Annotated in this window: 21 protein-coding genes and 2 pseudogenes; 17 read left to right on the top strand and 6 right to left on the bottom strand. The window is 50.5% G+C overall.

Translation table 11 applies throughout. The annotated features are described in order from the left end of the window. Positions 1-136: 136 nt before the first annotated feature. The 4 genes from ACGHZ6_RS06025 (at position 137) to ACGHZ6_RS06040 (ending at position 4,890) form a co-directional block, all read left to right on the top strand. The gene (locus tag ACGHZ6_RS06025) at positions 137-2,281 is read left to right on the top strand and encodes a 3-hydroxyacyl-CoA dehydrogenase NAD-binding domain-containing protein (RefSeq protein WP_390617912.1); all 2,145 of its coding nucleotides are present in this window, start codon (positions 137-139) and stop codon (positions 2,279-2,281) included. Between the two features lie 130 nt (positions 2,282-2,411). Then, positions 2,412-3,578: an acyl-CoA dehydrogenase family protein gene (locus ACGHZ6_RS06030; protein WP_390617913.1), complete on the top strand. Its 1,167-nt coding sequence runs from the start codon at positions 2,412-2,414 to the stop codon at positions 3,576-3,578. A 190-nt stretch (positions 3,579-3,768) separates the two neighbouring features. Further along, on the top strand, positions 3,769-3,969 hold the full coding sequence (locus ACGHZ6_RS06035) for a hypothetical protein (RefSeq protein WP_390617914.1): 201 nt from the start codon (positions 3,769-3,771) through the stop codon (positions 3,967-3,969). 138 nt (positions 3,970-4,107) lie between these two features. Then, a complete protein-coding gene (locus ACGHZ6_RS06040; RefSeq protein ID WP_390617915.1) occupies positions 4,108-4,890 on the top strand; it encodes an enoyl-CoA hydratase/isomerase family protein in 783 nt (260 codons plus the stop codon). Positions 4,891-5,191: 301 nt separating this feature from the next. On the opposite strand, the gene ACGHZ6_RS06045 is transcribed toward ACGHZ6_RS06040, so the two are convergent. From ACGHZ6_RS06045 to ACGHZ6_RS06060, 4 genes are all read right to left on the bottom strand, one after another. After that, entirely contained in the window at positions 5,192-7,249 is a 2,058-nt protein-coding gene (locus tag ACGHZ6_RS06045) for an FAD-dependent oxidoreductase (protein WP_390617916.1), read from the bottom strand. 125 nt (positions 7,250-7,374) lie between these two features. Beyond that, positions 7,375-8,241, bottom strand: a complete 867-nt coding sequence (locus tag ACGHZ6_RS06050) for a haloalkane dehalogenase (RefSeq protein WP_167001103.1) — start codon at positions 8,239-8,241, stop codon at positions 7,375-7,377. 39 nt (positions 8,242-8,280) lie between these two features. Next, a complete protein-coding gene (locus ACGHZ6_RS06055; RefSeq protein WP_390617917.1) occupies positions 8,281-9,060 on the bottom strand; it encodes an enoyl-CoA hydratase/isomerase family protein in 780 nt (259 codons plus the stop codon). Between the two features lie 87 nt (positions 9,061-9,147). Beyond that, complete coding sequence (locus tag ACGHZ6_RS06060; protein WP_390617918.1) at positions 9,148-9,729, bottom strand: TetR/AcrR family transcriptional regulator; 582 nt, start codon at positions 9,727-9,729, stop codon at positions 9,148-9,150. Between the two features lie 146 nt (positions 9,730-9,875). Here ACGHZ6_RS06060 and ACGHZ6_RS06065 point away from each other — a divergent pair. Beyond that, positions 9,876-9,992: pseudogene (locus ACGHZ6_RS06065) on the top strand (beta-ketoacyl synthase N-terminal-like domain-containing protein); the annotation flags it as partial. Between the two features lie 97 nt (positions 9,993-10,089). Continuing rightward, complete coding sequence (locus ACGHZ6_RS06070; RefSeq protein WP_390617919.1) at positions 10,090-10,938, top strand: crotonase/enoyl-CoA hydratase family protein; 849 nt, start codon at positions 10,090-10,092, stop codon at positions 10,936-10,938. A gap of 374 nt (positions 10,939-11,312) precedes the next feature. On the opposite strand, the gene ACGHZ6_RS06075 is transcribed toward ACGHZ6_RS06070, so the two are convergent. Further along, a complete protein-coding gene (locus ACGHZ6_RS06075; protein ID WP_390617920.1) occupies positions 11,313-12,347 on the bottom strand; it encodes an AraC family transcriptional regulator in 1,035 nt (344 codons plus the stop codon). A gap of 333 nt (positions 12,348-12,680) precedes the next feature. Between ACGHZ6_RS06075 and ACGHZ6_RS06080 the strand changes: the two genes are divergently transcribed. From ACGHZ6_RS06080 to ACGHZ6_RS06110, 7 genes and pseudogenes are all read left to right on the top strand, one after another. Beyond that, a complete protein-coding gene (locus tag ACGHZ6_RS06080) occupies positions 12,681-13,826 on the top strand; it encodes an acyl-CoA dehydrogenase family protein (RefSeq protein WP_390617921.1) in 1,146 nt (381 codons plus the stop codon). 61 nt (positions 13,827-13,887) lie between these two features. After that, complete coding sequence (locus ACGHZ6_RS06085) at positions 13,888-14,661, top strand: 3-hydroxyacyl-CoA dehydrogenase (RefSeq protein WP_390617922.1); 774 nt, start codon at positions 13,888-13,890, stop codon at positions 14,659-14,661. A gap of 86 nt (positions 14,662-14,747) precedes the next feature. Then, entirely contained in the window at positions 14,748-15,998 is a 1,251-nt protein-coding gene (locus ACGHZ6_RS06090; protein ID WP_390617923.1) for an acetyl-CoA C-acetyltransferase, read from the top strand. Positions 15,999-16,060: 62 nt separating this feature from the next. Then, on the top strand, positions 16,061-17,221 hold the full coding sequence (locus tag ACGHZ6_RS06095; protein WP_390617924.1) for a CaiB/BaiF CoA transferase family protein: 1,161 nt from the start codon (positions 16,061-16,063) through the stop codon (positions 17,219-17,221). A gap of 148 nt (positions 17,222-17,369) precedes the next feature. Next, positions 17,370-18,476 (top strand): acyl-CoA dehydrogenase family protein, encoded by a 1,107-nt coding sequence (locus ACGHZ6_RS06100; RefSeq protein WP_390617925.1) that lies wholly within the window; start codon positions 17,370-17,372, stop codon positions 18,474-18,476. Between the two features lie 68 nt (positions 18,477-18,544). Further along, positions 18,545-19,768 (top strand): acyl-CoA dehydrogenase family protein, encoded by a 1,224-nt coding sequence (locus ACGHZ6_RS06105; RefSeq protein ID WP_390617926.1) that lies wholly within the window; start codon positions 18,545-18,547, stop codon positions 19,766-19,768. Positions 19,769-20,141: 373 nt separating this feature from the next. Next, positions 20,142-20,213: pseudogene (locus ACGHZ6_RS06110) on the top strand (hypothetical protein); the annotation flags it as partial. Positions 20,214-20,246: 33 nt separating this feature from the next. Here ACGHZ6_RS06110 and ACGHZ6_RS06115 read toward each other — a convergent pair. Then, the gene (locus ACGHZ6_RS06115) at positions 20,247-20,582 is read right to left on the bottom strand and encodes a LysR family transcriptional regulator (RefSeq protein WP_390617927.1); all 336 of its coding nucleotides are present in this window, start codon (positions 20,580-20,582) and stop codon (positions 20,247-20,249) included. A gap of 334 nt (positions 20,583-20,916) precedes the next feature. On the opposite strand from ACGHZ6_RS06115, the gene ACGHZ6_RS06120 reads away from it, so the two are divergent. From ACGHZ6_RS06120 to ACGHZ6_RS06135, 4 genes are all read left to right on the top strand, one after another. After that, positions 20,917-21,585 carry a crotonase/enoyl-CoA hydratase family protein gene (locus tag ACGHZ6_RS06120; RefSeq protein WP_390617928.1) on the top strand — a complete coding sequence of 223 codons (669 nt, stop codon included), beginning with the start codon at positions 20,917-20,919 and terminating at the stop codon, positions 21,583-21,585. A gap of 56 nt (positions 21,586-21,641) precedes the next feature. After that, a complete protein-coding gene (locus ACGHZ6_RS06125; protein WP_390617929.1) occupies positions 21,642-22,403 on the top strand; it encodes a glutathione S-transferase family protein in 762 nt (253 codons plus the stop codon). Positions 22,404-22,413: 10 nt separating this feature from the next. Further along, positions 22,414-22,929, top strand: coding sequence for a DUF1993 family protein (locus ACGHZ6_RS06130; protein ID WP_390617930.1), 516 nt, complete (start codon positions 22,414-22,416; stop codon positions 22,927-22,929). Positions 22,930-23,207: 278 nt separating this feature from the next. Continuing rightward, positions 23,208-23,342, top strand: coding sequence for a hypothetical protein (locus ACGHZ6_RS06135; protein ID WP_390617931.1), 135 nt, complete (start codon positions 23,208-23,210; stop codon positions 23,340-23,342). Positions 23,343-23,361: the final 19 nt, after the last annotated feature.

The following is a 23,361-nucleotide window of genomic DNA, read 5'->3' on the forward strand; positions in this document are numbered from 1 at the left end:
GAATCCAGCGGCTTTAGGTGTTTAAGTCACTGGATACCCAAGGCACTTGCGGTGCTCGCGGGGCAGGCTCTCCCCGCCTGCGCGGGGATGACGGGAAGATGAGTGTAATCATCAACTGAATTTTAGGAAAAGAATCATGAGCGGATTTAATTACGAAAAAGATGCAGACGGTATTGTAACTGTCACTATGGACATGGCCGGCCCGGTTAACTCTATGAACACCGAGTTCGATCGACTGTGGATCGAGATGGTTGATAATCTGGAAAAAGAAGACGGCCTGACCGGTGTTGTAATCGCCTCTGCCAAGAAAACCTTCTTTGCCGGGGGCGACCTGGTCGGCTTGCTGGCAGAGCAGCCAGAAGATAGTGAAGCGTTTTTCAACCGTCTTGAAGACATGAAAACCGTCATGCGTCGTCTGGAAAAACTGCCTGTACCGGTTGTATCTGCTATTAATGGTGCGGCACTGGGCGGTGGTTTCGAAATCTGCCTGTCGACCAACTACCGTATCGCTTACAACCACAAGTCCGTACAAATCGGCCTGCCAGAAGTAAGCCTGGGTCTGTTGCCGGGCGGTGGTGGTGTTGTGCGCATGGTAAACCTGCTGGGTCTGCAAAACGCGCTGCCATTCTTGCTTGAAGGTAAGAAAGTGGTTCCAGCTAAAGCCCTCAAGGCTGGCATGATTCACGAAACAGTTGAGACTATTGAAGAGCTGGTACCACGCGCTAAAGCTTATATCCTGGAGCAAAAAGGTAACGAAGCGGCTGCTGTTCAGCCTTGGGATGTTAAAGGCTTTAAGATTCCTGGCGGTAACGTTAGCTCTCCAAAACTGGCTCAAGTTATTAGCGGTGCTCCAGCGATGCTGGCTAAAAAGACCCGTGGTCTGTTGCCTGCACCTGAGCAAATTCTGGATTGTGCCATTGAAGCAGCACGTCTGAACTTCGAAACGGCAATGACGATCGAAAGTCGCGGCCTGACAAATCTGGTGGTTACTCCAGAAGCCAAGAACATAATCAGTACCCTCTTCTTCCAGATGAATAAAGTTAACGGTGGTGCTTCCCGTCCGAAAGATGTTGAACCCCAGCTGACCAAGAAAGTTGGTATTTTGGGTGCCGGCATGATGGGCCAGGGGATTGCTTACTCTTCTGCCATGGTCGGTATCGAAGTTGTCCTGAAAGACATCTCCGTTGAAGCCGCGGAGAAGGGTAAAGCTTACACAGAGAAACTGCTGGCTAAGCGTGTTTCTAAAGGTCGTATGACCGAAGAGAAGAAATCTGACATTCTGGCGCTGATCAAACCAACGGCCGACGATGCTGATCTGCAAGGTTGTGACCTGATCATTGAAGCCGTGTTCGAAAATATCGAGCTGAAAAACAAGATCACTGCCAGCACTGAGAAGTACTTGGCTGAAGGCGGTGTTTGGGGTTCTAACACCTCCACCCTGCCTATCACCCAGTTGGCAGAAGCTTCTGAGAAACCAGAGAACTTTATCGGCATTCACTTCTTCTCGCCTGTAGACAAGATGCCCCTGGTAGAAATTATCTGTGGTGAAAAGACCAGTGATGTGGCCCTGGCCAAAGCGTTCGATTACACCCGACAAATCAAGAAGACCCCAATCGTTGTTAACGATTCTCTGGGCTTCTACACCTCGCGTACTTTCGGCACCTTTATGGATGAAGGTGTTCGCATCCTGCAAGACGGTGCTCACCCTGTTCGTATCGACAACCTGGGTAAAGCGGTTGGCATGCCAGTAGGGCCTCTGTCTGTACAGGATGAAGTGAGTATTGAGCTGACTCGCAAAGCGGCAGAAACCCAAAAAGAAATGGGCGTTTACGGTAAATTCGGTGATACATCCGCTCAGGATGAAATTATCGACTTTATGATTACTCAGAACAGTCGCGGTGGTCGCCACCACGGTGGTGGTTTCTACGAGTACTCTGACGGTGGCAAGACCATTTGGCAGCCATTGGTAGAGAAATACTTCAATGCCGATTACGACATCAGCGATGAAGATGTCAAAGATCGTATCCTGTTCCGTCAGGTTATCGAAACCCTGAAGTGTCTGGAAACCAATGTTCTGCGCAGCGTAGCTGACGGCAACATCGGTTCCATCATGGGTATCGGTGCGCCTGTATGGACCGGTGGTTTCATCCAGTTCGTTAATACCTATGGCTTAGAGAAATTCCAAGCACGTTGTGGTGAATTGGCAGCCAAATACGGTGAGCGTTTTGAGTGTCCAGCCATCGTTGCTGGTAAAATCGCTGCTGGCGAAACTTTCCAATAATTAATTTCTCATTAAACGTCATCCTCACGAAAACGGGGATCCATCTACTGAATATGGATTCCCGTTTTAGGCCTGCCCCGCGAGCTGCGCGAGTGCTTTGGGTACACGGGAATGACGAGGGGAAGGGAGTGTGATAATGCGTAATTTTACTGAAGAACAAAATATGTTTCGGGGTGCTTATCGAAAGTTTCTTGAAACTGAAATTGCTCCAAATATTGAGAAGTGGCGTGAGCAAAACATCGTAGACCGCGAAGCTTTCGAAAAAGCCGGTGAGCAGGGCTTCCTGATGATCTGGCCGGATGAGCAGTACGGTGGTCTGGGTGATCGTGATTTCCGCTACGAGCAAATCATTATCGAAGAAACTAACCGTGCCGGTGCTTGCGAGTGGTATGCAACTTTGCACAGCCGCTTGGTTGGCCCTTATATTGACAACTTCGGTAATGATGAACAAAAGCAGCGTTGGTTGCCTGACTGTGTATCCGGTAAAAAAATCCTGGCTATCGCCATGACTGAAGCGGATGCCGGTAGTAACCTGGCGGGTATGCGCTCTACCATTAAAGAAGAAGGCGACCACTACGTTCTTAATGGTTCCAAAACCTATATTTCCAACGGTATTAATGCCGACCTGGTGGTTGTGGCCGCTAAATCAGATCCGGATAACAACCCGCACGCCCTGACCCTGTGTGTAGTTGAACGTGGTATGGAAGGTTTTGAGCGCGGTCGTAACCTCGACAAGATGGGTTTGAAAGCGCAGGATACGGCGGAGTTGTTCTTCAATAACGTTATCATTCCTAAAGAAAATATCTTGGGCGAGCCTGGTCATGGTTTCTTCTACCTGATGCAAGGCTTGGCTGAGGAACGTTTGCTTGCTGCTACAAGCTACATCGCCAACGCCCGTCGTGCGTTTAACTTGACTCGTGATTTTGTCATGGAACGTAAGGTGTTTGGTAAGCCTTTGTCCGATATGCAAAATACGCAGTTCAGAATGGCTGAAATGGATGCCGAGATTGAAGTGCTTGAAATCTTTGTTGATGCCCTGGTTGCGCGACATAACGAAGGCAAGCTAACCAGTAATATGGCGGCTAAAGCCAAGCTGCAAACCTCCGAGATTGAGTGGAAGATGCTGGATCTGGGTGTGCAGCTGCATGGTGGTGCGGGTTATATGAAAGAGTACCCCATCTGTGGCATGTTCACCGATGCACGTGTCAATCGCATTTATGCGGGTTCTTCCGAGATTATGAAGCTGATTATCAGCCGTGACATTTTCTCAGAAAACTACACCAGCAAATTAGATTAAAAAAATTAGCACATCATACCCGCTTACCCAAAGCTCTCGCGTTACTCGCGGGGCAGGCTCAAGGCGGGTATCCAGTGTCTTTTGAAATAAAGAGTATTTAACAATGGATGTTTCAGGAAAGGTTGCCGTTGTTAGCGGTGGTGTTTCTGAGTACTTACCTAATCAAATTACTTAACCCAAGGTGAAGGCTATGGGACCTCTAGCAGGAATCAAAATTATTGAAATTAATGGCGATATGCAGCCTGCACCTGTTCCACGCTTTAGCCGTACCGAGTGTGCTGTACCTGCTGCCCCTTCTGCTGAAGGTGCGGATACCAAAGCAGTATTGGCCGATTGGGGTTTTGATGACAGCGCCATTGAAGCACTGGATCAAGCCGGTATTTTGACCTGATAAAAACATATCTGGATTTAAGACATTAGAGGTCTGCGTTAGACAGCCCCTGAAAGTCAGAACCAAGCAACAGATCCGAGAATGGTAGGGTAGAGAGACGGTACAGTAACATAAACGAAAAAAGCGAGAGTACTCAACATGAGTGAATTTGAAACGATTACCTACGCGGTTGAAAACCGCGTAGCGACCATTACATTAAATCGCCCTAAGGCCATGAACGCAGTTAGTCAGAAAATGCGTCATGAATTAAAGGCGGCTGTAGACGCGTCTGAGGCGAACGACGATGTGCGCGTTGTTGTACTGCGTGCAGAAGGTAAAGGTTTTACCTCCGGTGCTGATCTAACCGAAGGCCTGACAGGCTTTGAAACCACTGAAGATCAAATCATCGAAGAATACAAGCCGGTAATCATGGGCATTGCTGAATCCAGCAAGCCATACATTGCTTCGATTCACGGAGCTTGCGCTGGCGTTGGTGCTGGTATTGCGCTGAGCTGTGACCTGGCCATTATGGCCGAAGGTTCATTCTTGTATGTACCTTTTGCCGGGTTGTCATTGGTTCCCGATGGTGGCATGAGTCATTACCTGGTGGAAGCCATGGGTTACAAGCGCGCTTACCAGGCTTTCCTTGAAGCTGGCAGAATTCAGGCGGATGAATGCTTGCAGTACGGCATTGTCAACAAGGTGGTAGAGGCTGATAAACTGGTCGAGTCAACGCAAGCTTGGGCTGAAACCCTGGCACAAGGAGCACCTCTGGCACAAAAAATTGGTAAGCAGATTATGCGAGAAGTTCATACCTCTACCTTTGAGGAAACTTTGAGAAAAGAAGCGAAGCTGCAGACTACTTGTGCTACCAGTCAGGATCACCAGAATGCTGTGATGGCTTTCTTTGAGAAGAGAAAAACGGTCTTTCTAGGTAAATAGCGTCGATAAATAAAGCGATAAGTAAAGTCGGTAAGTAATTCTGAACTCCTTATCTGCTATTTGGCAGTCATAAATCCCAAACAATAAAAAACGCCCCGGATGGGGAATGCTGTTCATTTCAGGGTAGCCCCCTACAAAGTCATACCCACAGCACTCGCTACGCTCATGGGGCAGGCTCTCCCCGCGAAAGCGGGGATCCATTTTGAAAAGTACTCGGAATATTGGATTCCCGTTTTCACGGGAATGACGGATTGATTTAAGTGAGCTGCATTGCCTTGATGGGGCGCTTTTTTGAGAGATGTTAAATGGCGGCTGCCAATCGGAAGCCCTGGTCAATCGCCCGCTTGGCATCAATTTCTGTTGCCAGCTCCGCACCACCAATCAGGTGAACATTATCGCGCTGGGAATTAACCGCGTTATAGAGTTCGTTATCCGATTCCTGACCGGCACAGATCACCACAGAATCAACCTCTAATACTTTGGCTTCATCCTGATGCAGGATATGCAAACCCTGATCATCAATCTTGTCGTACTGTACGCCAGCCATCATATTCACACCTTTACGATCCAGGCTGATTTTGTGGGCCCAGCCGGTGGTTGTCCCCAGCGTTTTACCCAATCGTGTATCTTTACGTTGTAGCAGGTAGAGTTCACGATCGCTGGTTTCTACCTGTGGGGTAACGCCGGCTACACCGCCGCGGGGGTGATTGTCGAAGTCGATACCCCATTCGCGAGCAAACACATTCACATCCAAACTGGCGGAAACACCGGCATGGGAAAGTAATTCGGCTACATCAAAACCAATACCGCCGGCACCCACAATAGCTACACGTTTCCCTATTCGTTCAGGGTGTTGGATGGCTTCCTGATAGTTAAAGACGTTGGAGTGATCAATACCGTCAATGGCGGGTATTCGTGGTTTGATACCGGTAGCGATCACGACCTCATCAAAGTCTTGCAGGTCTTCACTGTTTACTCGTGTATTCAAACGCAGGTCGACATTGTGCAGTTCGATCTGGCGGTTGTAGTAGCGAATGGTCTCGTGAAACTCTTCTTTACCTGGAATGACCTTGGCCAAATTAAAGTGGCCACCGATTTCACCGGATGCTTCAAACAAGGCGACTTTGTGGCCGCGCTGAGCCGCACTGATGGCGAATGACAAACCCGCGGGGCCTGCACCCACAACAGCAATTTGTTTTACCTTGTCTGTTGGTTTGAGTTCAATTTCTGATTCATAACAGGCGCGTGGGTTCACCAGGCAGCTAACGCGCTTGCCCTGAAAGGTGTGATCCAGGCAGGCCTGGTTGCAGCCAATGCAGGTGTTGATCTCGTCTTCGCGTCCACTGGCGGCTTTGTTAACAAATTCCGGGTCCGCCAACATGGGGCGGCCCATGGAAACGATATCGGCCCAGCCTTTGTTCAATACATCTTCGGCCGTTTCTGGCGTATTGATACGGTTGCTGGTGATCATGGGGATGTTCAGTTCTTTACGCAGGCGACCGGTAACACTGGCAAAAGCGGCGCGGGGCACGCGGGTTGCGATGGTGGGAACTCGCGATTCATGCCAGGTAAAGTGAGTGCTGATAATGGTGGCGCCGACTTTTTCAATCTCTTTACCCAGAGTGACCACTTCATCCCAGCTGCTGCCGTCTTCCATCATTTCCATCGCGGCGATACGGTAGACGACAATAAATTTATCCCCAACCGCTTCGCGAACACGTTTCATCACTTCAATGGCCAGTCGCATACGGTTTTCGTAGCTACCACCCCATTGGTCGGTACGTTTATTGGTTTTTTCGACCAGGAAGGTACTGATCAGGTAGCCGCATGAACCAATAATTTCGACACCATCGTAACCGGCCTGTTGGGCCAGTTTGGCGCAGTTGGCGAAGTCAGCGATCGTTCTCTCGATATCTTCCTCGGTCATCTCCCTGGGTGTAATTGGGCTGATACGAGAGCGAATACCGGAGGGAGAAAGGGCATCCTGGCTGCCTGCCAGAGGGCCGGTATGGAGAATTTGCATGCAGATTTTGCAGTCGGGATCGGCGGCTTTTACGGCATCGGTGACCAGGCGGTGCATACCCACCTGATCTTCTCGGTAGAGTATATTGCTATCGCAATCTTCCAAACTTCCAGCCACAATACTTTCCGGGTTGAGGGCAATACCGCCGGTCATAATCATGCCCACGCCGCCTGCGGCTCGCTCGGCAAAGTAAGTGGCCATTTTCTCATAGCCAGCCTCGCCCATATCTTCCAGGCCTGTGTGCATGGAGCCCATTAGAACGCGGTTTTTCAGCTGGGTGAAACCCAGATCGAGGGGCTCGAAGGTATGTGGGTATTTATTGGTGGTTTGACTCATGGTTGCTCCTAAAACGTCTTAATAAGTATGCAGATCGGCCAAATAAAATTGAGAAATATTCACCGAAACCAGCAGATGTTCGATTAAAGAGGCGCCTGTAAGGCGCCATTTATTTAGCGAATGCATTAGTCTTGAGCGGCTAGCCATTTGGCAACAGCTTGACCAATTTCCGGCCCGGAATCTTCCTGAATAAAGTGCAGCCCTTTTACGGTGACTTCCGTTTGATTGGGCCAGCTGCGACAAAATTCACGCTGGCGCCCGATAAGCATGGAACCAGGTTCGGCATTGACGAACAACTTGGGAACTTGTGAATCGCTTAGCCATTGGCCGTAGTCGTTTACGAGCTCGATAATGTCTGCGGGTTCACCACCAATGGGCAGTGAGCGAGGCCAATTGAGTGTTGGTTGACGATCATCTTTTTCAAGGAAGGGACGACGGTACTCGTTCATCTCTTCTTCGGTTAGTTTTCGGATGATGGCGCTTGGGAATACCCCTTCGATAAACATATTGCGGTTTAAGATCAGGTCTTCACCTTTGGCGGAGCGGAAACCCTGGAAAATACCGCGAGCACTTTCGGGCCAGTCATCCCACTCTACCGGCATAACAATGCCTTCCATATAGGCAATACCACGTACCGCATCGCGGTGCTGATTGGCCCAGTGGAAACCCAGGGCGCTGCCCCAGTCATGGATTACCAGGGTGACGTTTTGCTTAACATCCAGCGCTTCCAGAAGCTCTTGTAGATAGCTATAGGCAACGTGAAAGCTGTAACGCTCAGGGCCTTCACTGGCATCGAGTTTATCGGAGTCTCCCTGGCCAATTAAATCCGGAGCGATTAAACGACCTTTACCTTGGAGTTCCGGCATAACGTCACGCCAGAGGTAAGAAGAGGTCGGGTTTCCGTGCAGGAATACAATCGGATCGCCTTCACCTTCGTCGATATAAGCGATCTTCTTACCTTGTATTTCCAGATACTTTTTACTGTAGGACATAATATTTTCTCTCTTTGTTTTGGGAGGGGGTGCTACCGGTTATTGCTTACCTTTGAATTCGGCTTTGCGCTTTTCAACAAAGGCGCGGATACCTTCCTGACCATCGGTACCTACGGAGTTTTCTCCGATCAGTTCAGCTTCTAAAGCCATTTGGGATTCCAGGCTTTCGGTAGAAGAGGCGGCGATTAATTGTTTGACGCTACCAAAAGAAGCTGTGGGTCCCTGAGCCAATTGCTTAGCCAATGTCATGGCCGCTTCCAGCTCTGTACCGGCTTCTACCACCTGATTAACCAGCCCCCAATCCAGCGCTTCCTGAGCACTGACTTTACGATTGGTTATCAGCATCTCTTTGGCGCGGCGATCACCGATCAGGCGGGGCAGGAAGTAGGTAGAACTGCCATCTGGCGAAAGACCGGCGGCGGTGTAGGAACCCATAAAGCCGGCTTTCTCGCCTGCAATGACAAAGTCACATTGGGCTGCGAGACTCATGCCAGCACCGGCAGCCATACTATGAACCGCCGCGATGGTAGGTTTGTCCATGCGGTTAAACAGGGAGACTGCCGAGTGCAGATAGACGGTCATTTCTTTCAGCTTTGTGGCTGTGTTACCACCGCTTTCTGCCAGATAAGCCAAATCTCCGCCGGCGCAGAAAAGCTTCTGATCGCTGCTAATGACAATAGCGCGGACATCGTCATTTTCGTCACAACGTAAGGCTACATCCAGTAGCTCCTTCATATAGGGAGTGTGCATGGCAATGCGCTTGAGGGTGATGTGGGCAATACTGTTGTTGATTTCTAATGACAGATGTTCGTAGCTCATGATGGGCTCCTGTAAATTTACTGTTTTAGGTGTGTGTTGGTGGTGTATCTATCTTTTAACGTAAAGCGTTATTTGTCGTCGGCAGGCTTAAATACCTAACAACGGCAGGGTGGTATCAATAATATTTTCCAGTTCTTTGGGGTCGACTTGTTGGCGAGCGGCAACTCGGAGGCCCTGATTAATCGTCATAATAAATTGCGCCAGTTGTTTCGGGGTCTTCTCGGTTTTCATTAAGCCGCTATCGATAGCCTGTTGAAAACATTGAGTAAAGGCATCTTCTATATCCGCTAATCGTTGGGAGGCCAATTGGCTCAGCCCCTGATCAACATCCGCCAACTCCAGGACGCTGTTAATCATCATGCAGCCTCGGTGCATACGTTTGCTCGGCACCTCAAACAGGGTGGCGGCAAAGAACAGGCGAATCGCTATAGCCGGATTAGTTTCCTCGCGCACCTTGGCAAGAATCGCGTAGGTACGATCAGAAAATAGATGCAGAGCTTCGATAAAAAGCTGGCGCTTATCACCGAAGGCGGCATAAAGGCTGCTACGACTGATTTCCATTGAAGTCAGGAGTTGCCGCAATGAGGTGGCAGTATAACCTTGTCGCCAGAACAGGTGCATGGCCGCTTGCAGGGCTTTTTGTCGGTCGAATTCTGTTGGGCGGGCCATGCTATCTCACTAATTATCAAGTTATGGATTAGTCGGTCTTTAATTGATGGGGATAGCATACAACAAATAAATTGATTGGTCGACCAAGTTAGGGTAGAGTGTGGCACATGCGGTGGTTATTAATGATCTTTGGCTATCATTGTTACTCTTTCTGTGCCTATGGTCTGGAAGCCGTAAACATCGCTGCTCAGAAGATCGCCTCTGGCTGGGAAGACCTGGCTGTTGCCGGTGGTGTTGAGTGTATGTCTCGTGTACCTATGGGCTTCAGTTGTCACTCATAGAGAAGAGCATATCCGCTTCTAAAAGCACGAGTTGTGCTGAGGAATTCACATTCAGATTTTCTATAGGGGAGATTTTGAGATGCCGACTTGTTTTAATGTCGAAGTGAATAAAGGCGTTGCCCGCATTCATATGAACCGTCCGGAAAAAATGAACAGCATGATCAAGGAGTTCTGGATTGAACTGCCAGAAACTATGGCTGACCTGGAAACACGCGGTGATGTTCGCGCTGTTGTGATCAGTTCAGAAGGCAAACACTTCTGTTGCGGCCTGGACCTGTCTGTCTTTACGGATGATGACGGTCGCAACAAAGATTTGGAACATGGTCGTGATAGATTGAATGTGCGTGAAAGTATTCTGGCTCTGCAGAAAACCTTCTCCTGTCTCGATGATGCCCGCATACCGGTTCTCGCAGCCTGTCAGGGTGGTGTCATTGGCGGTGCTGTCGATTTGGTAACCGCTTGCGACATGCGTTATGCCACAGAAGAGGCCTTCTTCAGTATCGCGGAAATCAATTTGGGCATGACAGCCGATGCGGGGACTTTCCCGCGTATCGCCCATGTGCTGCCGCAGGGCTTGGCTAAAGAATTGGCTTATACCGGTCGGCGCATGTATGCGGATGAAGCCTTGCGGGTCGGTTTGGTCAATCAGGTCTATGCGACGCAGGAAGAGCTGATCAATGGCGTGATGGATATCGCGACAGAGATTGCATCCAAGTCTCCATTGGCCGTCCATGGTTCCAAAGTTATGTTGAACTATGCTCGTGATCATTCGATCCGCGATGCACTGGATTATATTTCTGTCTGGCAGGCTGGTATGTATCGTCCGGAAACAGACATTGTTGAAACCTTCAATGCCAAAGCTGAAAAGCGTGCACCGGAGTTCCAGGATCTGGCCCCTATGTCTACCCAACCTTTCGGTGCTGCTTAATGCCCCTGGTTGGGGGTTTGCGCCCATTTTCTCGAAGGCTAAAAATGTAAAAATGGGGTCAGATGAGACTTTTGTCATCTTGCTGAAGCTGGCTCTAAAGTCGTGATTGCGGATCTCAACGAAGAGCGGGCTTCGATCAACAAAAGAGGTTTGTGCCGTTTATGTTTGTCATTTTATGTTTATTTCTACTGGTCTCTACTGTCATGGCGGTGAGAGCAGGGATTAAATTATAATTTTCAAGTGAATACAGGTCTTCGTAAAATCTGACTTTCCCTTTGGTTCATTATTGCTCACGGTTTCTTGAATTAGCGAGTGCTTTTGGGAGCTTACAGTCTCTCTCTTTGCCGGGTTCTCTCCGCGGAACTCGGCTTTTTTTACTCTTCATCAACCTCCATGCCTTTACGAAACTGCAGCGGCGTAAACCCGGTCCAGGCTTTAAAGGCGCGGATAAATGCACTGGGTTCTGTATAGCCGGTAAAGGCGGCTATCTGTTCTATGCTGGCTTCCGGGTTGCCCAGGTGATGAATCGCGATGTCTCGTCTTACCTGTGCTTTGAGGGTGTGGAAGCTAATGCCTTCCTCTTTTAAACGCCGTCTTAGTGTTTGCGAATTGATCTGCATACTGGCGGAAATCAGTTCCAGAGTGGGGGCGGTATTCTGCTCGGCAAAAGCCTCGCGGGTAAGCTGTCTTACAGTTCGGGTAATGGGGCCGCCCGCGTCCAATGGCAGGTAGATATCCAGCGGCGCACGACGGATATAGCTTTCCAAACTGGCATCATTCTGGACGATCTTGTGAGCCAGGTAGTTGCGGTCAAAGCTGATACTGTAGTGTGTTTGGTTAAACAGTATCGGAGCGCCGTAGTACATATATTGGTACTCTTCATGATAATCCGGGGCCGGAAAATCGACGCTTACCTGGTTGAGCAAAATGCGCTCGTTACACAGCCAGCCAACAAAGCGGTGCAGGGTTGTCATTATGCTATCCAATGCCTGGTTATCGACAATCTTGTGCCCGGGTATCCGCTTTAAGGTTATTTGAACCTGATTGCCTTCAACGGCAAAGGTGTGCTGAACGCTGTTATCAAACAGGTTGGTAAAATCGACAGCGCGTTGCAGGGCTCGCCCCAGAGTGCCGGCATGCAAAATCGCGTATGCCATCATGCGAAAGTGCCCCAGAGCTACAGGCTTGTGCAGTAAGCCGTTCATTTCATCTTGCATGGCGATGGGGGTATAGCGCCCTAGCTTCATCACCTTGTCTAAGGGAAGGCGTGCCCCCGGTTGTTTTAACAGCTCTTTGGCGATGCCGCATTTTCGCAGCAGCCGATTTAAATCAATCCCCGCTTGCCTTACGCCGGCCATTGAGTGGTCAATCATGCGGGCAGAGATCGTAATCTGTTGCGTCTTTTCCAAACCCGTAACCTCTCTTTGCTTTGAGCATATTAACGCGATGTTTGTCAGTTTTTGTTTATTTTGACTGATCGGGTTTGTCATTGTCTAGTGTTGCCGTGTGAATCATAATTATTGAATGAGCGATCAACCAAGTTCCACAGGCGCTTTTCCACTGTTGAGCTTAGTAGGTTGGCTCAATAGGGTTCGTAACTTCTTAAACAGAGACGATAGAGTCCAGGTAATTATGACTAATCACGTTCATATCTACGATGCCGTCCGAACTCCCCGGAGCAAGGGAAAAAAAGACGGCGGGAAGGCAAAAGCCTTCCCGTCAATCGAGTCGGAGTATAAACAATGATCCCAAGAACCATTTTTGAACCGGAACATGAACAGTTTCGCGAGAGTGTGCGCAAGTTCTTTGAAACCCACGTTGTGCCTTACCATGCCCAGTGGGAAAAGGATGGCCAGATTGATCGTGCCCTTTGGAACAAGGCCGGTGAGATGGGTTTTCTGGCCCCTTCGGTGCCTGAACAATACGGTGGTATGGGGCTGAATTTTCTCTATAACACCGTTATGGATGAAGAGATGGCAAAGCTGGGGCTTAGCGGACCAGGTTTCAATTTGCACAACGATATTACCGTGCCTTACCTGGTTAAACATGCCAGCGAAGCGCAAAAGCAGAAATATCTGCCCAAGTGTCTGAGCGGTGAAATGATTGTCGCCATTGCGATGACCGAACCCGGCACTGGCTCTGACCTGCAAGGGGTAAAAACCACGGCGATTGCCGACGGTGATGAGTACGTTATCAATGGTTCGAAAACCTTTATCACTAACGGTCAGCAGGCCGATTTGGTGATTGTGGTGTGTAAAACCGACCCCAATGCCGGTGCAAAGGGTATCAGTTTGCTGTTGGTAGAAGCCGGCACTCCCGGTTTTGAGAAGGGTTCGAACCTTGAAAAGATTGGCCTTAAAGCTCAGGACACCTCCGAGTTGTTCTTCCAGGATGTGCGAGTACCCAAAGAGAATTTGTTGGGTGAAGAAGGCATGGGTTTTGTCTACCTGATGCAGGAATTGCCCCAGGAGCGCTTGAGCATTGCTGTTTCTGGCACTGCGAATATGGAGTCGATCCTGCAACAGACAGTGGATTACGTGAAAGAGCGCAAGGCCTTCGGTCAGCCCATCGCCAATTTCCAGAATACCCAGTTCAAGCTGGCGCAAATGGATTCAGAAATTACCGCCATGCGCGTATTTGTCGACCGCTGTATTGAATTGCATGTGCAGGGCAAGCTGGATGCAGTCACCGCCTCCAAAGCCAAGATGCTGGCTTCCGATCTGCAGAACAAGGTGATCGATGAATGCCTGCAGTTGCACGGTGGTTACGGTTATATGTGGGAGTTCCCGGTAGCCCGTGCCTACGCCGATGCCCGTATTCAGCGCATCTATGGCGGTACCAATGAAGTGATGAAAATAATTATCGGCCGTGCATTGTTGGCTGATTAATTATGTAAGAGCGGGCTCCTCCGCACAGATGTTTACACATTAAATTGAGGTAGGTAAAAACATGGATATTTCAGGAAAGGTTGCGATTGTTACCGGTGGCGCATCGGGTTTAGGTGAAGCGACTGTACGCGCTTATGTTGAGAAGGGCGCGCAAGTTGCCATCTTTGACATGAACGCTGAGCGTGGCGACGCGCTGGTGAACGAGCTGGGTGCCGACAAGGTAGCCTTCTTTAATGTCAACGTGGCCGATGAAGATTCAGTGACAGCGGCCATTGCCGGTGTTGTGGAAAAATTCGGTGCCATCCATATTTGCAATAACTATGCAGGTATTGGCAACGCGCACAAAACCTATGGTAAAGATGGTGTATTCCCTCTGGATGCTTACAAGAAAGTACTGGACGTTAACCTGATCGGTACTTTTAATGTTGCCCGTTACGCCGCTGAGCAGATGGCCAAAAACGAGCCCTTTAACGAACACGGCGGTCGCGGTGTGATCATCAATACCGCGTCTGTTGCAGCCTACGAAGGTCAAATCGGCCAGGTAGCCTACAGTGCTTCCAAAGGCGGTATTGTTGGTATGACCCTGCCAATGGCTCGCGATCTGGCCCCCTTGGGTATTCGTGTGAACACCATCGTTCCCGGCCTGATTCACACGCCACTGTTTAATAGCGCGCCAGACAATGTGGTTAAAGCCCTGTCGCAATCGGTGGTTAACCCCCAGCGTCTGGGACGCCCAGAAGAAATTGCGCACTTGTCTGTGATGATGGCAGAGAACGAATACCTCAATGGCGAGTGTATTCGCCTGGATGGCGGTATTCGTATGCAGCCTCGATAAACGGCTGCCAGCAGGGCCGAGTCTCAGTGTGAGGCTCGGCTTTTTTTGTCTCATTTTTTTGTGTTTTAATTTCCAGGTGAAATAGTATGAATGAAGTTTGGATTATTGATGCGGCCCGTACTCCCCGTGGCATAGGTAAAGTGGGTAAAGGCGCCCTGGCAGACATTCACCCACAGCGCTTGTTGTCTACCGTATTAAAAAGCCTGCAAGAGCGTAATAACCTCAACACCGCGGATGTGGATGACGTTATCGCCGGTTGTGGTTCGCAAGTGGGTAAGCAGAGCCAGTGTATTGCGCGAATGGCCGCACTGGATGCGGGCTGGGATGATCAGGCAACCGGTTTTTCCTTGGATCGCTTTTGTGGTTCCGGCATGACCGCGGTTAACTTGGGCATGATGGGTATCATGTCTGGCCAGCAAGACCTGGTGGTTGCCGGTGGCGTTGAATCTATGTCTTATGGTATGAGCCAAAGTCAGAATCCGTTAATGCCGCCGACTCAAGACAGTGGCAATACCCATCTGCGTGAGATTCATCCCATACCGCATCAGGGTGTTTGTGCCGATGTGATTGCGACTTTGGAAGGCATTACGCGCGAAGAGTGTGAAGAACTCTCACTGGAAAGCCAGCGCCGTGCTGACATTGCCATTAAAGAAGGCCGTTTCGATAAGAGTGTGGTGCCTGTCTACAAAGATGACGGTAGCCTGGCTCTGGATAAAGAAGAATTTCCGCGCCCTAACACCACCCAGGAAAACTTAGCTGCGCTTAAGCCCGCTTTTACTGATTTAGTGAATTATCCGCTGGATGAAGAGGGTTTGACCTATAAGAAGCTGGTTGAAGCCACCTACCCGGATTTGGAAATCAACCATATTCACCATGCCGGTATTTCTTCCGGTGTGGTTGATGGTGCTGCTGCGGTTGTACTGGCGTCACCGGAATACGCCAAGGCCAATGGTTTAAAACCCCGCGCCCGTATTCTAGCGGTGGAAAATGCCGGTTGTGAACCCGAGCTGATGTTGAATGCTCCGGTACTGGCCGCACAAAAATGTGCCAAAAGAGCAGGCATCAACATCGAGGATATTGATCTGTTCGAGGTGAACGAAGCCTTTGCCGTGGTACCCATTAAGTTTATGCGTGATCTGGGTATTAACCCGGACAAAGTCAACGTTAATGGCAGCGCCATGGCGTTAGGTCATCCGATTGGTGCCACTGGAGCCATTTTGGTAGGAACCCTGCTGGACGAGCTTGAGCGTCAAAACCTGAAAACCGGTATGGCGACCTTGTGTGCCGGTGGTGGCATGGCGCCGGCGATTATTATTGAGCGTATGGATGCGGTTTAAGTAAGCGGCTAACAGTAAAACCGAGCCTCCGTGCGGGGCTCTGTAAATAAGTAGGTAACGATATGAGCGAAGGTCCTTTAAAAGGCATTAAAGTTGTAGAATTTGCGGGCCAAGGTCCCGGCCCCTGTGCCGGTATGATGTTTGCCGATATGGGCGCAGAAGTGATTGTGGTTGATCGCAAGGTGGCCAACAGTAATGCCGCGGATATGGGCGCGGCTGTCGATGGTGCAAAGTACACGTTCATCAATCGCGGCAAGAAGTCCATTGCCGTGAATATGAAAACCGCTGAAGGTGTTGAGACGGTATTAAAGCTGCTGGAGGACGCTGATGTTCTTTTGGAAGGCTTTCGCCCCGGCGTGATGGAGCGTCTTGGTCTGGGGCCAAAGGTTTGCCTTGATCGTAACCCCAAGCTTATCTTTGGGCGCATGACCGGTTGGGGCCAGTCAGGGCCATTGTCGCACGCGGCAGGCCATGATTCCAATTACATTGGTGTTTCGGGCGCCTTCTGGTACGGCGGTCGTCAAGGCGGAGTGCCCACTGCACCCTTGACCTTAGCGGGTGATCTGGGGGGGGGCGCCATGATACTGTTATGGGGGGTGATGTGTGCCCTGATGCATGCCAACAAAACCGGAGAGGGGCAGGTTGTTGATGCGGCGATGACCGATGGCTCAGCCTATATTTCCAGCCTGCTTTTGATGATGAACAATAACGGTGTACTTGCTGACCAGTTTGGCAGCAGCTGGGCCGATGGCGGTGCCCCCTGGAATGAAACCTATGAGTGCGCTGACGGCGGTTTTGTCAATATTTGCGCACTGGAACCACAGTTCTATCAAGAGCTGCTGGAGCGACTGGCATTGACCGAAAACCCCACCTTCGCCAACCAGTGGGATATGCCCAACTGGCCCAAGGGCAAAGTTGAGTTAACCGAAATTTTCCGCAGTAAAACCCGTGATCAATGGTGTGAATTGTTAGAGGGGACCGACGTATGCTTTGCCCCAGTACTCAATTTCAAGGAAGCCGCTAAACACCCGCACAATGTGGCCCGCGGTACTTATATGAATATAGACGGTGTCTTGCAGCCAGCGCCAGCGCCCAAGTTCAGCCGTAGCAAACCTGCTGTCGGCGTACCTCCGATTGCGGGTGCCGATACCGATGAGTTGTTGCGCGCTGCGGGTTTGGATGAGGCGACGATTGCTGAGCTGAAAGCCAAAGGGGCTGTTTGATAAGCTCGGGTTCTGCTTTTGAAAATAACCTGGCGAAACTTCGCCGGGCTAAACGGATCAGCAATAAGAGAAAAGGGGGCGGAAGGGTTAATAGCTCCTGATTAGAAACGCCTGAATTAAGTAGTCTCCTACATACAAAGGTATTGATATGAATTTTGAATTTTCTGAAGAGCAAAATATGCTGCGCGAACAAGCGCGGGCGTATTTAGCTGAGCACAGTTCCACTGAAGCGGTACGCAAGGTTCTTGAAAGTGATTTGAATCACGACGCCAAATTATGGCAGGGCACCGTTGAGATGGGTTGGACCTCAGCCGCCACGCCTGAAGATTACAGTGGCCTAGGTTTGAGTGAAATGGAACTCTGCGTTATTGCTGAGGAGTTGGGTCGCGCGCTTGCCCCTGTGCCTTTTGGCCCCAGCATTTATTTGGCGGCGCAAGCCGTGCTGCTGGCAGGCTCTGAAGAGCAAAAACAGCAGTGGTTGCCCAAGCTGTCCCATGGCGAAGCCATTGGTACCCTGGCCTTGTCCGAAGGTGCGGGCAGCCCCTCCTACAACCTGTTACAAGCTCAGGTGAGCAACGGCAAGTTGAACGCTAAGAAAACCCCGGTCATGGATGGCATGATTGCTGATGTGGCGGTTGTGGTTGCCAAAGGGGAATCCGGACAGCTCGGTTTGTACCTGGCAGACTTGTCTAACCCAGGCGTTGAAAGAAAAGCCGTCACCAGCATTGACGAAAGTCGCCCGCAGGCCGAGATCACTTTTACGGATGTAGCGGTTGAGTTGCTGGGTGAAGGCGAAAAGTTAATCGATCAACTACTGGATCGCGCTGCGGTTCTGTTTGCCTTTGAACAATTGGGCGGTGCAGAGCGCGCACTGGAAATGGCGGTAGAGTACGCCAAGGAGCGTTTTGCCTTTGGTCGCCAGATCGGTTCATTCCAGGCCATTAAACACAAACTGGCCGACATGTTTGCCTCACTCGAATTGTGCAAGGCTAACTGCTATTACGCCGCCTGGGCCTTATCAACCAATTCAGAAGAATTACCTCTGGCAGCGGCCACCGCAAGGGTCAGTGCCAGCCAGGCTTACTGCCACTGCTCAAAAGAAAATATCCAGACACACGGCGGCTCGGGTTTTACCTGGGAGCTGGATGCCCACCTGTTCTATCGTCGCGCCAAGGTATTGAGCCTGGCTATTGGCGGCGAGCGCCGCTGGAAAGAGCGTGTCGTTACGCACCTGGATGCCTCGACAGCAGCTTGATCAACATGCATTGCACAGACAGCATTTGCATAGAACTGACATAGAATTGATAAGGTGGGGTAACAACCATGGATTTTAACGATACCAAACAAGAAGCTGAATTTCGTCAGCAAGCCCGACAGTGGCTGGAAGAGAATATTACCGAATTTAAAGAAGAGTATACTTTTGAGTCGAATCTCAGTTGGGCTGAACCTGAGGCCGGTGAATTAGCCAAAGCCTGGCAAAAGCGCAAGTTTGAGGGCGGCTGGGGTTGCCTGACCTGGCCCAAAGCCCTTGGCGGCCGTGAAGTCTCCCTGATGGAAGCCACCATCTTCGCGCAGGAAGAGGCAAAGGTAACGCCTTTGGCGGGTATATACGGCGTCACTATGGGCATGGCAGTGCCGACGATCATGACTCACGGCACCGAAGAGCAGTGCAAGAAATTCCTGCCTACCATTGCCAATGGTGAAAGGCTCTGGTGTCAGCTGTTCAGTGAGCCTGCCGCAGGCTCGGATCTGGCCGGTATTAAAACCAAGGCGGTGAAAGACGGTGATGACTGGATTATCAATGGTCAAAAAGTCTGGACCACATTTGCACATTTTTCCGATTGGGCGATTCTGGTGGTGCGTACCGATCCGACTGTCGCCAAGCACAAAGGCTTGACGTACTTTGTGGTTGACATGAAGAGCCCGGGTGTAGAAGTTCGACCTATTAAACAGGCCTCCGGCGAGTCCGAGTTTAATGAAGTTTTCCTGACGGATGTACGTATTCCCGACAGCCAACGCCTGGACGCCGTGGGTAAAGGCTGGAACGTGGCCATGACCACCTTGATGAATGAGCGTGTGGCGGTAGGCGGCGCATTCTCCTATAACGTTGAAGAGATACTGGACGTTGCCCGCAATACTCCGCTGGGTGAAGGCCGCGCCATTGATGACAGTGGCGTACGCCAGAGCATTGCCGATTGGTATGTTAAGTCTGCTGGTCTGAAAAACATCCGTTTGCGCCAGCTCTCAACCCTGTCTAAGGGTGGTGTACCCGGTCCGGAAGCCTCAGTTAGCAAACTGGTGCTAGGTGTAGGGCGACAAGACCTGGCTGCCATGTCACTGGACATTCTCGATATGGCAGGTGTACTGGCTGAAGACGATGCTATGGGCTGGGGAAATTACGACTTCTTCCGCACCATTGGTAACCGACTGGAAGGCGGGACCGATGAGATCCTGCGCAATATTATCTCGGAGCGCGTGCTGGGCTTGCCTGCAGAAATTCGCGTGGATAAGGGAATTCCCTTTAACGAAGTACCGAGTGGTCTGTAAACGTTTGAATCAATTTAAACAATCTCACTGTAGGAGCGGGCTTTTATTTCGCTGAAGGCTCTGACCGCGACAAGAAGTTGGGCTATATACCAAACCCTTCGCCCTCGGAGCGGGCTCTTACGCAGAGATTTTCACACAGTAAATAGAGGTAGATAAAAAACATGGATATTTCAGGAAAGGTTGCCGTTGTTACCGGTGGCGCGGGCTACAGCCAACTTTGATACATTTCGGGGGATCCCGGATTTAGGCCTGGAGTTGAGTAAAAGCAAAGCGTAATGAAAGTCGTACCTCCTGGAGAGATTACCCGCTGTGTTGGCGAGCAACTAAACGCAATAATTACGAAGTAAAACGCGCCATAAAAATTACCCAGGAAATGCGTCAGGAATTAAAGGCGGCTGTGGACGCGTCAGAAACGAACGACGATGTGCGCGTTGTTGTACTGCGTGCAGGAGGTAAAGGTTTTACCTCCGGTACTGATTTAGCCGAAGGCCTGGCAGGCTTTGAAACCATCGAAGATCAAATCATCGAACAATACAAGCCGGTCATCTTGATAAACCTCCAGTACCACGTCAATAAAACGCCGCAGGTTAACACTCTGCAATTCCCGGCTTGGGTGCACCAGGCTGAGGTTACGCGGCTGCAGGGTGAAACACGCCGGCAGCTTTATTAACTGCCCTGTTTCGATTTCATCCTCCAGCTGCGTCACCTTTAAGCTGACCGTGGATTTGGGCATGCCCAGGCTCTCGGCGGCCTGGGTAAAGCTCCCCTTGGAAACAACCTCAGCGAAGATGGCCATATGGTTATGGAGAATCATAATTGTTCGTCTATTTGGATAGTCTGTTCAATTGGTAGTGGTTGATCGACCAACCAAGGCTGAGTATAGTTATGTCAAGCAACGAAATAAGCACACTATTTGGAGCAGAGCAGATCCGTTTTTAAAGCACGAATTGTGCTGTGTATTTCAACTTCAGATTTTTTATAGGGACGATTTTGAGATGCCGACTTGTTTTAATGTCGAAGTGAATAAAGGCGTTGCTCGCATCCATATGAAGCGTCCGGAAAAATAAACAGCATGATCAAGAAGTTCTGGATTTAACTGTCATAAATCAAACAGCAGACAACTAACCGTAGACGAAAAGGAGCCTGTAATGAGCAACCTGGTGACATACAGCCTGGAAGAGGGGGTAGCCACCCTGACCCTGGACGACGGCAAGGCCAATGCCCTGAGTCTGGACATGATAGCGGCCATCAATGAAGCCTTGGATCGAGCCGAGCAAGAAGCGAAGGTCCTGATTATCAGTGGTCGCGAGGCAATAACCTGTGCCGGTTTTGATTTACGAGTGATTGGCTCTGATCCCGAAGCAGCCACTCGCATGGCTAAGGCCGGCGGAGAGATGCTGCTGCGTATCTTTTTGTTCCCGCTACCGGTGATCGTTGCCAGCAGTGGTCACGCAATTGGTGCCGGCGCGCTATTGTTATTAGCTGCCGACTATCGATTGAGCGCAAATACAGAGTGCACAATTATGTTGAATGAAGTGGCCGGTGGTATGCCGCTGCCTGGATTTGGTGTAGAGCTGGCTCGCGCTCGGCTGGCCAACACGGCCATAACCCAAACGGTACTCTTTTCCCAGCCACACAATCCCGCCACGGCCAGTGAAGTGGGGTTTATTGATCAGGTGGTCGAACCGGAGGTCTTGTTGACCACGGCCGAAGAGAAAGCCCGGGAACTGGCGAAATTGGATGGCCGCACTTTCGCAGAGACAAAACAGAGCTTTCGCGGGCAGATTATGGACAAGGTCGCGGCCCACCGCTTTTGATATGGCGTAAAGATCCCGAAAATACACACAACCTGCTAACACCAAGAGTAAACGACATGAATAACACTCATACAATTGATGCAAAGATTGAGCTGTGGTCGGCAGCTTCGCCGAATGGCTGGAAAGTCGGCATTATGCTGGAAGAATTGAAAGAGGCCGGTGTTAATTTGCCGGAAGTAGAACTGAAAATCGTGAACCTGATGGATGGCGATCAGTTTTCCGATGAATTTACCGCCGTCAGTCCCAATCAGAAAATTCCCGGACTGGTGCATGGCGACATTCGACTGATGGAGAGCTGTGCCATCTTGCAATACCTTGGGGAAAAGTACCCATCGCCACTGCTGCCCGACGGCGATATGCGCTGGCAGGTCATTCAATGGTTGACATGGCAGGCGGCGGGTTTGGGCCCTACGTTTGGCCACAAGCTGAGCTATACCCGCTATATGGAGGATGTGCCGGCCGAGCAGAAGAGCCATCCACTCTTGCGTTTTAACAGCGAAGCCCAGCGGTTATTGCGGGTTTTGAATAAACAGCTTGAGGGCCAGGACTATATCTGCGGTGATCAGTTTACCATCGCCGATATTGCCGTCTATCCCTGGGCGCGTGCTTGGAAGTGGTGCAAGATAGACATCACCGACCATCACAATGTAGTGGCTTGGTTGGAGAGGGTGCGTGCCCGTCCTGGCGTCGACCGAGGCTTGAAATACGGTGTGCCGTCCGAGGAAGTGGACCAGTGGAGCGAGGAGCGCAAGCGACTAGTCGCACGCGGGGGGGCCTCCATGACGTCCATTGCAAGTATTCAATCAGCCAACAAATGAGGAATAAATAATGGCTATATCGCTTTATGATGTCAGTGTCGCCACATCGATACAGATTGTTGGATCAATGGTGGGCGTGCTGCAAAAAGGACTGGATCAATTGGGTGAGGCCGCCGCCGATGAGTTGCTCGGCTACCGTCTTAAAGAGGACATGTTGCCGTTCCACTTTCAATTGAATGGGGTTCGGCATCACTCGCTGGGCTCTGTGCAGGGTATGCAAGCGGGTCTGTTTCAGCCACCGCCCTCACTGCCGAGGATGGGGTATGTAGAGTTTCAGGCGTTTATTGCCGAGACGCTGGAGCAGCTTAAAGCTATCGATGCGCAAGAGATTAATGCCCTTGAGGGCAAACCCATGCTCTTTAAAATGGGCAGCGTAGAAATACCTTTTCTCTGCGAGAATTTTTCCATGTCATTCTCGATTCCCAACCTGATGTTTCATGCCACCACGGCCTACGACGTGTTGCGTATGCACGGCGTTGAACTGGGTAAAATGGATTTTCTCGGGCAATTGCGTGTGGGGCACTGAATGATCCCGGTAGCTGCGATCAAAGCGAGGTTGTCCTTGTCGAGTGTTGCCGTGTAAATCGCAATGATTTGATCAGCCGTTATCCCCTGTTGAACTCGGTAGGTTGAGCTCAACAGGGTTCGCAAGTGGGTAAGCAGAGCCAGTGTATTGCGCGAATGGCCGCACTGGATGCGGGCTGGGATGAAAGAATCCGTTAATGCAGCCGACTCTAGACTGTGGCCGTAGCAGTAAAACCCGTGATCAATGGTGTGAACTGTTAGAGGGGACCGACGTATGCTTTGCCCCAGTTCAGCCGTAGCAAACCTGCTGTCGGTGTACCTCCGATTGCGGGTGCTGATACCGATGAGTTGTTGTGTGCTGCAGGTTTGGATGAGGCGACGATTGCTGAGCTGAAAGCCAAAGGGGCTGTTTAATAAGCTTGGGTTCTGCTTT

Source organism: Maricurvus nonylphenolicus (genome assembly GCF_042854845.1).
Taxonomy (GTDB): domain Bacteria; phylum Pseudomonadota; class Gammaproteobacteria; order Pseudomonadales; family Cellvibrionaceae; genus Maricurvus; species Maricurvus nonylphenolicus.